This is a genomic window from Rubrivirga aquatilis (genome assembly GCF_046845665.1).
Taxonomy (GTDB): Bacteria; Bacteroidota; Rhodothermia; order Rhodothermales; family Rubricoccaceae; genus Rubrivirga.
The window spans coordinates 510,068-522,767 of record NZ_CP177355.1 but is presented as its reverse complement, the minus strand read 5'-3'; the positions used below and the strand labels follow the sequence as shown (position 1 = coordinate 522,767).

General features: G+C 72.5%; 9 protein-coding genes. 3 read left to right on the top strand and 6 right to left on the bottom strand.

Annotation, left to right across the window (positions count from 1 at the left end; translation table 11 throughout):
- Positions 1-29: 29 nt before the first annotated feature.
- The gene (locus tag ACLII4_RS02185; RefSeq protein ID WP_412069258.1) at positions 30-2,336 is read right to left on the bottom strand and encodes a PAS domain S-box protein; all 2,307 of its coding nucleotides are present in this window, start codon (positions 2,334-2,336) and stop codon (positions 30-32) included.
- Positions 2,337-2,734: 398 nt separating this feature from the next.
- Here ACLII4_RS02185 and ACLII4_RS02180 point away from each other — a divergent pair, with 398 nt between their 5' ends.
- From ACLII4_RS02180 to ACLII4_RS02170, 3 genes are all read left to right on the top strand, one after another.
- Positions 2,735-4,516 carry a hypothetical protein gene (locus ACLII4_RS02180; protein ID WP_412069257.1) on the top strand — a complete coding sequence of 594 codons (1,782 nt, stop codon included), beginning with the start codon at positions 2,735-2,737 and terminating at the stop codon, positions 4,514-4,516.
- Positions 4,517-4,601: 85 nt separating this feature from the next.
- Positions 4,602-4,895, top strand: a complete 294-nt coding sequence (locus ACLII4_RS02175; protein WP_412069256.1) for a DUF721 domain-containing protein — start codon at positions 4,602-4,604, stop codon at positions 4,893-4,895.
- A gap of 74 nt (positions 4,896-4,969) precedes the next feature.
- Positions 4,970-5,533, top strand: a complete 564-nt coding sequence (locus ACLII4_RS02170; protein ID WP_412069255.1) for a zf-TFIIB domain-containing protein — start codon at positions 4,970-4,972, stop codon at positions 5,531-5,533.
- 29 nt (positions 5,534-5,562) lie between these two features.
- Here the strand turns inward: ACLII4_RS02170 and ACLII4_RS02165 are convergent, their stop codons facing one another.
- From ACLII4_RS02165 to ACLII4_RS02145, 5 genes are all read right to left on the bottom strand, one after another.
- Complete coding sequence (locus ACLII4_RS02165; RefSeq protein WP_412069254.1) at positions 5,563-5,910, bottom strand: hypothetical protein; 348 nt, start codon at positions 5,908-5,910, stop codon at positions 5,563-5,565.
- A 45-nt stretch (positions 5,911-5,955) separates the two neighbouring features.
- Complete coding sequence (locus ACLII4_RS02160; protein WP_412069253.1) at positions 5,956-8,256, bottom strand: TonB-dependent receptor; 2,301 nt, start codon at positions 8,254-8,256, stop codon at positions 5,956-5,958.
- A 139-nt stretch (positions 8,257-8,395) separates the two neighbouring features.
- Positions 8,396-8,962 (bottom strand): hypothetical protein, encoded by a 567-nt coding sequence (locus ACLII4_RS02155; protein ID WP_412069252.1) that lies wholly within the window; start codon positions 8,960-8,962, stop codon positions 8,396-8,398.
- Between the two features lie 2 nt (positions 8,963-8,964).
- Positions 8,965-10,317: a tetratricopeptide repeat protein gene (locus tag ACLII4_RS02150; RefSeq protein ID WP_412069251.1), complete on the bottom strand. Its 1,353-nt coding sequence runs from the start codon at positions 10,315-10,317 to the stop codon at positions 8,965-8,967.
- 101 nt (positions 10,318-10,418) lie between these two features.
- Positions 10,419-12,677, bottom strand: coding sequence for a DUF4331 family protein (locus ACLII4_RS02145; protein ID WP_412069250.1), 2,259 nt, complete (start codon positions 12,675-12,677; stop codon positions 10,419-10,421).
- Positions 12,678-12,700 lie beyond the last annotated feature (23 nt).

The following is a 12,700-nucleotide window of genomic DNA, read 5'->3' as shown; positions in this document are numbered from 1 at the left end:
GGGCTACGTCTAGATGTCAGCGGGACGACTCACGGCGCCGCCGGTTGGAACCCGGCGAGGAGGCCTTTGAGCACGGCGGGCTCGACCGGCTTGGTCAGGTGAACGTCGAAGCCGGCCTCCTCCGAGCGTCTGCGGTCGGAGTCCTGCCCGTAGCCGGTGACGGCCACCAGACGCGTGCTCTGGAGGTGGGAGGTCTGTCGGACGTGCCGAGCCACCTCGTAGCCGTCCATGCCCGGCAGCCCGATGTCCAGCAGGATCACGTGGGGATGGAACCCGGCCGCCCGTTCGAGAGCTGCGGGGCCGTCGTGGGCGACGCGGACCTCGTGGCCCCACATGCGCAGCAGCATCGCCGACATCCGGGCCGCGTCCTCGTTGTCGTCCACCACGAGCACCCGCAGCGAGTCCGCCGTGATCGTCGTCGGGTCTTCCGAGGCGGACTCCGGGGCGCGCCCGTCCGCGAGCGGCAGCCGGATCACGAATGTGCTGCCCCGCCCGAGGCCGTCGCTGTGGGCTTCGGCGGTGCCCCGGTGCAGCTCGACGAGGTTTTTCACGAGGGCCAGCCCGATGCCGAGCCCTCCTTTGGAGCGGTCCAGCGACTTGTCGGCCTGCGTGAACAGGTCGAAGATGCGCGGCACGAGGCTGGGGGCCATGCCGATCCCGTCGTCGCGCACGCGGACGACCGCGGAGCCGGAGGCCCCGTCCGCCCCGGCCTCCGAGCCAACCTCCAGCCAGACGTGGCCGCCGTCGTCGTTGTACTTCGAGGCGTTGTCGAGCAGGTTGCCGACGACCTGCTCGAGCCGCGTGGCATCGGCGTGGAGCCAGAGGGGGCCGCGAGGCCGTGCGACGGACAGCACCTGCCCGCGGCGTTCGATGAGCGGCTGCACGCGCTCGACGGCACGGGCCACGACCCCGTTCAGGTCCACCCGCTCGGTGTGCAGGCGGACCCGGCCGGTGGTGATGCGCGAGACCTCCAGCAGGTCGTCCGTGAGCCGCGACAGGTGCCGCACCTGCCGCTCGATGACGCCTCGCGCCTCTCGCTGAAGGGCGTTCTCGCCGTCCGACTGCCCGATCAGGTGGAGCGCGCTGAAGATGGGGGCCATCGGGTTGCGGAGCTCGTGCGAGAGCATCGCCAGGAACTCGTCCTTGCGTCGGCCGGCGTCGGCCAGCTCGCGCGCCTGGGCCTGGATCTGGCGCTCCATCTGGAGGCGGCTGGTGATGTCGCGGATGTTGCACTGGGCGACGTCGCTGCTGTCCTCCCGGTAGACGTTGCAGATGAATTCCACCTCCTGGACGCCCCCGTGCTCGGTTTGGAGCGGGAGGTCTTCGTAGCGGACGTAGCCCTCCGTCCGCAACGTCCGCACGGCGGCCTCGCTCTCGGACTTATCCCGGAACAGGCCGATCTCCCAGAGCTGCTTCCCCTCGAACTCCTCCTTCGTGTAGCCCAGCAGCTCGCTCATGTAGGGGTTGGCGTCGATGACCGACATCGTGCGGGCGTCGAGGATGAGGATGCCGTCTCGGGCCGACTCGAACAGCCGCCGGTACCGCTGCTCAGAGACCTCCATCTCATACCGCGCCAGCCGGGCCTCGGTGACGTCTTCGATCGCCAGCAGGATCAGCTCCGAGTGGTTGCCCGGCTTGCGGACGCGGCGGGCGTTGAGCCGCATCACCTTGCGGCCGACTCCGGGGAACGTGTGCTCCACCTCAAAGTCGTTGAACTCGTGGTTCTGGGGGAGCAGCTCTTCCAGTAGCGTCCGCAGGCGGGGGATGTCCCACTGGGCGTCGCCGAGTTCGAAGACGAGGCGCCCCTCGGTGTTGTCCTTCGAAGCGTGGAAGGTCTCGTAGAACGCGGCGTTGGCCGAGACGACGCGGAGGTCCTTGTCGAGCACGAGCAGCGACTCGCGCAGCGTGGCGAGGATGTTGGTGGCGTACTCGAGCGCGCTCCGCTGGTGCTCCTCGTGCTGATGGCGCTCGGTGATGTCGCGGAACACCAGCACGACCCCGGCCACCTCGCCGGCCTCGTCGCGGATGGGCGCGGCGCTGTCGTCGATGGGCCGCTCGGTGCCGTCTTTGGCGATGAGCAGGGTATGGTTGGCTAGCCCCACCACGGTACCCTCGCGCAGGGCTTTGGTGACGGGGCTCTCGACGGTCCGGCGTGTCTCCTCGTTGACGATGTGGAACACCGTGTCGAGCGGCGTCCCGGCAGCGTCCTCGGCCGTCCATCCGGTGAGCGACTCGGCCACCGGGTTCATGAACGTGACGCGGGCCTCGGCGTCGGTGGCAATGACCGCGTCGCCGATGCTGAAGAGCGTGACACTCAGCCAGTGGGCCGTTTGCATAGACCCCCCATCCTTCGATGTGCCCATGGGATACCCCTATGGATCGGGAAAGGACATATTCGTCCTAAGAGTACGACCTAGCGGACCCCGCAGCGCCAAGGCTCGTTGGCCCCGGTCGGTCCGGGTGTGGGTATGCGGTTGCCACAAACGGGTATCCAATGGGGCGCCCTCTCGCGTCGTCTCGGACGGATGGGGGTGCCCGCGTTCGTGCGAGTACGGGGCGAGGGGTTCGTGTTCGGAAGGGGCACGGTGAGGGGTACGCCAGACAACCGCTGTTGTCAGTTGACGGCCGGTCGGCAGACGGGGTGGGGCCTGTGCTCGTGCGAGATGGGGGATCGCGCGGGCGGGCGAACGCAGCGGGCCGGTGCGCGTACGCTCCGACCGTCGCCCTTCTGCCGTTGCTCCGCTCGTTGCTCCTCCTCGCCGCGCTGGCGCTGCTTGCGCCGCCGCTCGCGGCCCAGACGCCCGCTCCAGCCGACACGTTGGCATCGGACTCCACGGCCGCGCCGAGGCCGGTCGCCAGCGGGCCGCTCGCGCCGGTCCGCGCCGCGCTGACGGACTCGACGGCGCGCCGCGTGCCGTTCGCGCCGGTCGACCGCGCGCTCGCGGGGGTCGTCTGGAAGGCACCGGGCGAGACCGAAGCGGCGGTCGCCGATCTCGTCGCGATGTACCGCGCGGGCGTGCGTCAGGTGCGGACCGACCTCATCGAGGACACGACCGTTCTGCAGGCCGCCAGCCTGCTCGGGATGTCGCTGTGGCAGGACCTGCCCATCGAGGGGCTGCCAGCGGCGTTCCTCGTCGGCCGGACAGCGGAGGCCGGCGCGCTACTGGCGGGCGCCCTCGATCGGGCGCGGCCGTACCGCGCGGCGCGGCACTTCGGGCTGGCGAGCGCCAGCGACACGAGCGACCCCCGGGCGCGGGCCTACGTCCAGGCGCTCACGGACCTGGCGCACGAGCGGGGGGCGGCGGGGACGCAGACCTACTACGTGAGCCGCTTCCCGCGCGACGACCGGGCGGCGCAAGCGGCGGACCTCGTGTTGCTCGATGCGCGGGAGGCGGACCCCGTGGAGACGTTGCGGCGCTGGCGAGCGGCCCGCGAGACGCCCGTGGGATTGGCCTCGTTCGGGACGGGTGCGCGGCCGGGGCAGGCAGGCGGCTGGCGCACGGTGGGCACGGAGGCCTCGCAGGCCCGAGCGCTGGAGGACGCGTTCGAGGCGCTAATGACGCTCGACCACCCACCCGTCGCCGCGTTCGTGTACCGCTGGCGGGATGCGGCCGCCGACGTGGTCGAGCGCGATCAGCGGGCGGAGGTGACGGGCACGCGGTTCGGACTGCTGGGCGAGGGCGATGCGCCCCGGCCGGCCTTCGACGTGGCCTCAGGCTTCTGGACCGGCCGTCAGCGCGTGTTTGCCTTCGACGCGGGGAGCGGCGCGCAGCAGGAGCGGAGGGCGTCGCCGCTGCTGGTCATCGGGTGGCTGCTGGTGCTGGGGCTGGGCGTGTTCTACGCGGGGGCGCCCCGCCTGGCGTCGCTGGCGCCGCGCTACTTCGGCCGCCGCGACCTGTACCGCGAGGCCGTCCAGCGTGGGTTCGACCTGTCGGCCTTCGAGACCTCGGGGCTGGCGATCGCGCTGGCAGCGTCGGCGGGCGTGGTCGGGACGGCGGCGCTCCGCGCGCTCGGCCGCACGGACGCGCTGGTGGCCGCGACGGCGTCGTGGACGCTGGACGGGCAGGCGCGGCTGACGGGCCTGCTGGGCCGGCCGATGCTGCTGGTGACGCTGCTGGCGATCACCTTCGGGGCGTGGTTGCTGCTCAACGTGATCTGGCTCTTCGTGATCTCCGGGCGCCGCCGGATCCGCCCGGCGCAGGCGCTGTCGCTGGCGGTGTGGCCGCGCTGGGCGTGGCTCCCGCTGATGGTGGTGTCGCTGTTGCTCGGCAGCATCGACGCCGGGCTGGCGACCGTCCTGGCCCCGACGTTCCTGGGGTTGGGGCTGCTCATCGAGGTGGTGGCCGGGTACCGGATGATGTGGGACTTGCAGTCGGTGACGTACGCGCCACCGGCGCGGGCCGTGCTGGTCGGGTACGGGTTGCCGTTCCTGCTCGCCGCTGGGGGGCTCGTCGCGCTGGCGCTCACGTCGAGCGACGAACTGGGCTTCCTGTGGCACCTCGCGACGCGGGGCTAATGCGGCGGCGCACTTGCGGAGGCGGATGGGCCCTACACGGGCCGGGCCTTCATCCGGCAGGGGTAGCGGCACACTAGCTTGCGGGATGGCCTCGACCAACCAGCCCCAGCGCCTCGGCACCGTCCTTGCCGACCTCGTCGAGCGGTACGGCTACCGCGAGCGGCTGGACGCGGCGCGGGCCGTCGAGGCGTGGCCGACCGTCGTGGGCGAGGACATCGCGAAGCAGACGGAACAGATCTGGATGCGGCACGGGACGTTGCACGTCAAGGTCCGGTCGGCGCCGTGGCGGCACCAGCTCCAGTTCCAGCGCGAGGCCTGGCGGGATCGGATGAACGAGCACTTGGGCGGCGTGGTGGTCGACGAGGTCGTCTTCCGGTGAGGGCAGACCGGGGACGGCCTGATAGGCGCCAGCGCCCTGCGAGCTAGGTTGCGCGCGCCCCTCTCTCGCTCACCATGACCTGCCCCCTCTGCGCCACCGATCTCGACCGTGACACCCTCCTGGTCGATGACGAGGGCCCCGACCTCCGTGGCTTCCGGTGCCCGGCCGGGCACGGCCGCTTCCTGCCCTCGGACCTCTACACCGCGTGGCGAGAGGGGCACGACTCCGACGAGAGCACGGGGGTGCCGATCCCCCCGGCCGACGCCGTCGGCGACGTCAAATCACCCAAGCGATGCCCCGAGGACGGCCACATCATGGGCCGCTACCGGGTCGGCGACCCCGCCAGCTTCTGGCTCGACCGCTGCGGGACCTGCCACGGCGTCTGGTTCGACGGGGGGGAGTGGGAGGCGACGGTCGAGTCAGGGCTGCTGGGCGAGCTCCCGGCCATCGTCAGCGATGCGTGGCAGCGGGCCATCGAGGACACCGACGCGGAGCGGCACCGGACGGACCGGCTGCGCGAGCAGATCGGCGCCGACGAGCTCGACCGCATTGACGCCTTCCGCGAGTGGGCGTGGGCGCACCCGGCGCGCCACGTCATCCTGGCGCGCGTCGGGGAGCGGCCCGAGGCCCCAGCGTAGCGCCACGGCCCGGGTTCCCCGCCCGACGGTCAGACGCCGTCGCCGTCGTAGGTCGTCGCCGCCCACACGGCCAGGATCACGGCGCCCATGGCGACGAAGAACCCCTGGGCGGCCCCGTCGAAGGCGAGGACGCCCGCGAGCACCAGGGCGCCGCCGACGGCCAGCTCGACGGTCCCGTGCAGCCGGAACGGCACGAGCGCGACGACGCCGAGCGGGAACGCGGTCGCCAGCGTCATCAGGAGGTGAATGGCCGCGAGCGCGTAGCTGAGCGTGGCCGCGAGCCCGTCGAGCCCCAAGAGCGACGGCGCCAGCGCGAACAGCGCCACGGCGACGTAGTCGATGACGCCGTGGAGGCGAGGGGAGAGGAGCGTGTGCATGAGGGGGGGAGGAGGGCGTTGTCGGACCCGTCGGTGGGCGCGGGGCTACAGGCGCACGGCCGCCGTCAGGCGGACGCTCCGCGGCGGGACCGGGTGGACGTGGAGGTCGTCGACCCCGGCCGCGGGCTCGCCGGGCAGCCGGGAGGCGTAGAAGTAGCTCACGTCGGCGGCGTCCGAGTCGAGCAGGTTGAGCGCGTCGGCCGAGAGCGCGAGGCGGCCGACGCGGGTGCCGACCTTGGCGCCAAGGAGGGTGGAGGCCGCCGCCGTGACGGCGCCGTCGGCGGTGAGCGGACGCGGGCCGAGGTGGCGGACCTGAAGGCTCGCCATCCAGCCGTCGGGGCGGCCGAGGTAGACGCCGCCCGTGACCACGCGGCCGAGCGAGTTCTCGATCCGGTCTTGGCCGTCGGGCACGTCGAGAAAGCGCGACTGCGTCAGGGCCACGTCGAGGGCGAGCTGGAGCCAGTCGGTCGCGACGAGGTAGTTGGCCCACTCGACGCCGACGTGGCGGCTGGCGTCGCTGGCCTCCGTCCCGCCGGCGTCGCCGACGAAGACGAGCTCGGAGTCGAGCCCGATGGCCCACAGCGAGACGGTCGACTGGAGCCCGGCCACGGCGGCCGTGCGGACGCCGAGCTCGGCGGCGCGCGTGCGGACCAGCGGGTCGACCGGGTCTACGGCCGCGCCCGAGGCGGGGTCGACGGTGATGACGGTGCCGCGCGCGTCGTTGCTGTGGTAGCCCAGGCCCGCGTTGAGGTAGACCTCGGTGTCGGCCCACGGCCCGAGCACCACGCCGGCCTTGGGGCTCGCGAGCGCCGCCGTCCGGGTGCCCGAGTTGGCGGCCCGGTCGCTGTCGACGTCGAACCGGAAGGCGTCGCCGCGCACGCCGAGCGTGGTGCGGACGGCCTCGGTCCACCGCGTTTCGACCTCGCCGTAGACGCTCCCGTTCGTCTCGGCGACGGCGTCGTCGCGGACGGTGTCGATCCGCTCGCGGGCGTCCGTGCGGTACAGGCCGACGCCGAAGATCTGGTCGTGACGGAGGCCGGCGCCGACGGTGATCCGGCTGCTCCGCCCGAGGCCGGCGATCCGCCAGTCATGGGCGAGGTCGGCGCCGCCGTAGACGCGGCGGTCCTCCTGCTCGAACTGGTCGCCGCGGACGGGGTCGTCGAGGAAGTAGGTGAAGTTGGAGAACAGGTTGAGGCTGTAGTAGGCTGCGTAGGCCGTCGCGCGGGTGCCGGTGCCAGTCGGCGTCGTCCGCTGCCACCGGCCGGCGAGGGTGGTGCGGCTCGTGGTGCCGCCGACGGTCGGGTCGACGGTGTCGAGGCGGTCGTACGGGGTGGGCACGGCGCGGGCGGCGATCTGGTCGGTCGCGTCCCAGTCGTTGTGGTAGGCGAGCGCCGTGAGGGAGAGGCCGTTGCGGTCGGTGCCGGTGGTGAACCGGGCGATGCCGCTGGCGAGCGTCCCGTTCTCGGGGTTCACCCACGGGCCGTCGGTGTACTGGGCTCGCGCGGCCACCAAGAGCGTCCCGTCGCCGACCGGGGTGGAGCCGGCGAGGAGGACGGCGGCGGTCTCGTCGGAGCCCGCCTCAGCCTGGACGAGCGGCGCGTCGAGGCGGCGCTTGAGGCGGATGTCGGCGCGGCCCGCCGTCGAGAAGTTGCCGCCGGAGGCGCCCTGCGGGCCCTTGGCGAAGGCCACCTCGTCGACCAGCTCGGGGATCAGGAAGTTGAGGTCGAGGTAGCCCTGGCCGTGCGCGTGCGTCGGCAGGTTGAGCGGGACGCCCTCGACGGACGCGGCGAAGTCGGTGCCGTGGTCGAGGTTGAAGCCACGCAGGAAAAACTGGTTCGCCTTGCCCGAACCGCTGTGCTGGGTCACGATCGCGCCGGGGATGGTCTCGAGCACCTCGCCGACGCGGAGCAGCGGCCGCTGCGCCAGCTGGGCCCGGCCGACGAGGCCCTCGGACGCGCTGCCCGCGGTCCCGATCAGGTTGACGGCGCGGCCCTCCACCACGACCTCCCCGAGGTCGGCGTCGGTGGGCGCGAGCACGAGCGCGACCCGCGTGGTCGCGCCGGCCCCGAGGGCAACGCGCTGCTCGGCGTCGCGGTAGCCGACGGACGAGGCGCGGAGCGTGTGGGTGCCGGCGGGGACGGCACCGAGGCGGAACTGGCCGTCGGCGTCCGACACGGTGCCGCGGTCGAGGGCGGGAAGAACGACGTTGGCACCGGCGAGGGGCGTGCCGGTGTCGGCATCGAGGACGACGCCGGTGACGGTGCTGAGGGCCTGGGCGAGGGCGCTCGCGGGGAGGAGCAGGAGGGCGGCGAGCAGCGGCGCGAGGCGGCGGAGGGGGAGGGACATCGGTCGAGAGATGGGGCAGAGAAAGGGCAGGCGCCCGGGGCATCGGGCACGGGAGAGCCGCCGGGCGTCTCGCCCAGCGTCGGGGCCGGAGCACCTCGCTCCAGCCGGTTCGTCCCCTCCGCTCGCAGGCGGACGGGGCTTAGCCCTGCCCGATCGGCGGGGGCGTCTCGACCGACGCCTGGTGGGAGGCGATCGCCGCCGTAGGCTCGCCGAGGTCGGCGGGCGTGGCGGGCGCCGGCGGGAGCGCGGGCGCCAGCGACGGCCGGTGGTCGTCGAGAGAGACCACGGTCACGGCCTCCGGCCCCGCGTCGGGCTGTGGCGAGACGTGCCGGTGGGCCTGGTCGCCATGCGTGTGCCATCCCGCCGCGCCCGCACGGAGCGTGCGCCACGTCTCGCGGGGGGCGGCCTGGGGCACGTCGTCGTGCGTGTGGGCGGCACCGCCCTGACGGTGCGTGTGGTGCCTCGCCTCGTGCGCGTGGGACTCAGGCCGCAGCGTCGGGATCACCGTGTCCGCCGGCGGCACGTCCACCAGGGTCGGCGCGACGAGGGCGCGGCCGTCGTGTTCGAGGAGGAGGTGGGGCAGGATCGCCAGGCCCTCCCCCCAGGCCGTGGCCCCGAGCGCGAGCCCGTACCCCACCACCACGAGCCCCACCAGCGCCGCGCGGAGGGCGCGGGCGGTGCGGGTCGCAGGGGCGGGGCGGGCCATGGCTATCGGGCTGCGCTGGTGGCGCGGACGGAGGTCTCGCCTTCGAGCGAGGCCATGAGCGTCCGCGCCTCGGCGGCGGTGCTGGGGCTCTCGACCGCGAGCCCACCATCGAGCGCGGCGCTCAGGTGGCGGGCGGCCTGGCCCGCGTCGCCGGCGGCGTCGTAGATCCGCGCGGCGCGGTAGTGGACCATCGCGTCGCCGGTGTCGAGGCGCATCGCGCGCTCGATGTAGGGGACGGCGGCCGTCGCGTCGCCGGTCTTGTACAAGGCCCACGCGAGCGTCTCATTCGCGTGGAGGTGGCCGGGGCGCCGCGCCTGCTGCTCGCGCGCGAGCCGGAGCACGCGCTTGAGGTCCTCGTCGCGGTCGGCCAGGAAGTCAGCCTCCTCCATGTCGACGACCTCGCCGAAGCCGCGGGCCGCCAGCAGGGCGGCGTGGACGCGCTGGGCGGCGGCCTCAGCGGCGCGCTCGTTGCCGGCGGCGAGGTGCGCCTCGACCAGCAGCTCGTCGATCATCTCGAGCGGCTGGAGGGCGCGAGCCTCCTCCAACAGACGGACGGCCTCGTCGGCGTCGCCCTTCACGAGCGCCACGTGGCCGAGCCCGGCGAGGGCCGGCGCGAAGTCGGGCTTCTCTTCCAGGATGCCGGTGTAGATGAACGCCGCCGTGTCCGGCTTGGCGTCGCCGAGGTAGAGGCCGGCGAGGTGGTGGAGCGCCCAGGCCCGCTCGGGGCGGCCCCCGACGGCCGCGTCGGCCGCCAGCCGCATCGCGGCGATGGCGCCGTCGGTGTCGCCGTGGAGCTCGCGGAGGTAGCTCGCGCGCGAGTACGCGGGCAGGCCGGGCTTGAGCGCCAGCAGGTTGTCCGACGCCTCGACGGCTTGGTCGTACTCGCCGAGCTCGACGAGCGCGTCGACGAGGGTGCCCATGGCGTAGGCGTTGACCGGGTAGTCGGCTAGGATGTCGCGCGAGACGTCGCGGGCCTCCTCGAAGCGGTGGAGCACGTTGAACAGCGAGGCCTGGAGCGAGCGGCCGTAGAGGCTCTCCGGGTCACGCTCGACGGCTTGCGCGAGCAACTCTCGGGCTTCGGGGATGGTCTCGGCCTGGGTGCCGCGCTCGGTCCCGAGCTGGAGGAGTGCGTGCGCCAGCCGAATGCGGGCGTCCACGGACTCGGGCTCGCGGCGGAGCAGGGCGCGGTAGTAGTCGACGGCCGTCGCGGCGTCGTCGAAGGTGTCGCCGGGGGCGATCTGGGCGTGGTCGTCGGGGAGCGCGGGCTCGGGCTGGGACGACCACTGGTAGGCGACGACGCCGACGGCGACGATCACCAGGCCGACGGCGAGAAAGAGGGCGGTACGGGAGGACATACGGGGAGGCTCAGGGTCTGGAAAAACAGAACGGGGGGGCGGAGCGCAAAGCTCCGCCCCCCCGTGGTCTCCGGCGCGACGGCCGGCGGTGTCCTACAGGTCTAGCGGACGACCGTGGCCCGCTTGGTGGCCACGAGGTCGCCGTCGACCGTCAGGCGGTACAGGTACGTTCCGGCCGCCAGCGCCGAGGCGTCCCACGGGAGGTCGTGGGCGCCGGGCTGGAACTGGCGGTCGGCGATCGTCTGGACGCGGCGGCCCTGGACGTCGTAGACGTCGACGCGCACGGCGCCCGGACGGGTAAGCTGGAACCGGACCGTCGAGGTGCCGGCGGACGGGTTCGGGAAGCTCTGGTCGAGCAGCATCCCCTGGGGGGCGCCCACGCCGATCCGGCCCGAGGTGCCGAACGTGGCGTCCGGCGCGTCGGCCATCTGGTCGCGCACGTAGTCGTAGCCGCGGAACGGGGTCGCGAGGTACGGGAAGGCGTCCATGAACTCGACGTCGTTCTTGACCGGACCGGCCGTGAAGTCGAGCTCCTGAAGCACCTGGTTGGTGATCAGCATGCCCGAGTAGTCGGCGCCGGTGTAGTCGTCCTCCAGCAGGCCGACGGCCGTGAGGACCAGGCCGCCGACGGCCTGAAGCTCGATGCCGGTCACGTCATCCTCGAGTCGGCGCCCGTTCGGGAAGCCGTCCATGTGGGGGATGAACTCGAGGTCCGTGTTGGCGAAGTCCGGCACGGTGAGGCCGATGGCGGCCGCGCGGATCAGACCCAAGCGGGCCCAGCTGTCGAACTCGTCCGAAGACCGGTCCGTCGTCGGGGTGGCCATGTTGAGGCGAAGCATGTCGCCGCCCCACAGGCCGCCGTCCGGCGTCTGGGTGATCGGGAGGAAGTTGTGGATGAACGGCTTGCCCTCGGTGAGGGGGTTGCCGCCGGTCTTCCCGGTGACCAGCTGGTACGGCGCCAGGTTGGGCACGCCGAAGTAGAAGATGGGGAAGATGTCGACGAGGCGCGGCTGGTCGTTGCCGGCGAGCGCGGTCACGGAGCCGTCGCCGAGCGGGCGCAGCGGCGCGACCGAGTCGTCGAAGGCGGTGCCGGCCACGAACGAGCCGTCCACGTCGCCGGCGACGATGGCCTCGACGATGTCGAAGACGCCGTCGGAGTCCTCGACGGAGCCCGGGAAGTTGGTGTTGAAGTTGAACCCGTCGCTCCCGTCACCGTCGAGGTCGCCAAAGACGCCCGCGAGCGAGTTCTGCTGGATCACCAAGTCATCCGAGAGGCCGGGGACGGCCGGGCCGAAGGCGCCGTTGCCCATGTAGAGGCCGAGCTCCGGGTTGGCGAAGTACTCGATGAAGTCCTGCTCCTCGGCGTCGTACGGCGAGATGTAGTTCCACCGGTCCTTCTCCCCAATCGGGATGATGGCCTCGTTCGTGAGGGGCATGCCGAGGCGCGAGACCTGGACGTAGGGGCCGCTCGCCGTCGGGGCAGAGCCGTCGGTCGAGAGCGTGGTCACCTGGGGGCGCGAGGCCGAGGCCCAGACGCCGATGACGTAGTTCGGGTCCAAGATGTTGTCGGCAGCGCTGGCGGGCTGGCCGTCCTTCTGGAGCGTCGAGATCGGCACCTTCAGCACGATCGCGTGCGTGTTGTAGCCGGCGACGGCGTCGCGGGCACAGTCCGGGTTGGACATGTCCTCGCAGTACGTCTGGCGGATGTTGCCAAGGTCGAAGACGCCGCCGAGGTCGACGAAGAACGGGTCGTCGCGCGGGCCGGCGAAGACGGTCTCACCGGTCGAGGCCGTGGTGATGGCCTGGGTCACGAGCGACTCATAGTCGGTCGCGATGCCGACGCCGGAGGCGTTCGAGCGCGGGCCGATGTTGGCGGGCGGCGTGGCGCCGTCGGTCACGATCGTCTGGAAGGAGGCGCCGCCGTCGGTGCTCCGCTCGAGCGTGTAGCTCGTGTTGATGTTCTCCGCACCGAGGCGGATGTTGAAGAACGTCGACGGGTCCTCGTTGACGCGGTCGAACGTGAACCGATACGTGATGTCGTCGGTCGCCGAGCCCAGGGCGCCGGCCGACGTCTGGTTCTTGACGTGGATCTCGTACCGGACGTTCTCGCCGAAGTGGTTGTAGTTCGGGCCACCCTCGGGGTGCGAGAGCGGGATGTAGTTGGCGACGATGATGACGCTCTCGTCATCGCTGGGGTCGCGGTAGGCGTAGACGTCGGTGTTGTCGGCCAGCGGGTCGTCCGCGATCAGCGGGGCCTCGCGGTGGCTGGAGGCGTCGGACGTCGGCGGAGCGAGCAGGCCGGCGGTCAGGATCAGACCTGCCGTGGCTGCACCCGCCAAAAGGGTACGTAAGGGGCTCATGTCGAAGAGGGGGGAGGGGGGAG

What these genes read in the sequence shown, in the direction of transcription:
- ACLII4_RS02165 (WP_412069254.1), bottom strand. Translation starts at nt 5,910, where the DNA reads ATGCACACGCTCCTCTCCCCTCGCCTCCACGGCGTCATCGACTACGTC.
- ACLII4_RS02175 (WP_412069256.1), top strand. Translation starts at nt 4,602, where the DNA reads ATGGCCTCGACCAACCAGCCCCAGCGCCTCGGCACCGTCCTTGCCGAC.
- ACLII4_RS02185 (WP_412069258.1), bottom strand. Translation starts at nt 2,336, where the DNA reads ATGCAAACGGCCCACTGGCTGAGTGTCACGCTCTTCAGCATCGGCGAC.
- ACLII4_RS02155 (WP_412069252.1), bottom strand. Translation starts at nt 8,962, where the DNA reads ATGGCCCGCCCCGCCCCTGCGACCCGCACCGCCCGCGCCCTCCGCGCG.
- ACLII4_RS02145 (WP_412069250.1), bottom strand. Translation starts at nt 12,677, where the DNA reads ATGAGCCCCTTACGTACCCTTTTGGCGGGTGCAGCCACGGCAGGTCTG.
- ACLII4_RS02160 (WP_412069253.1), bottom strand. Translation starts at nt 8,256, where the DNA reads ATGTCCCTCCCCCTCCGCCGCCTCGCGCCGCTGCTCGCCGCCCTCCTG.
- ACLII4_RS02150 (WP_412069251.1), bottom strand. Translation starts at nt 10,317, where the DNA reads ATGTCCTCCCGTACCGCCCTCTTTCTCGCCGTCGGCCTGGTGATCGTC.
- ACLII4_RS02170 (WP_412069255.1), top strand. Translation starts at nt 4,970, where the DNA reads ATGACCTGCCCCCTCTGCGCCACCGATCTCGACCGTGACACCCTCCTG.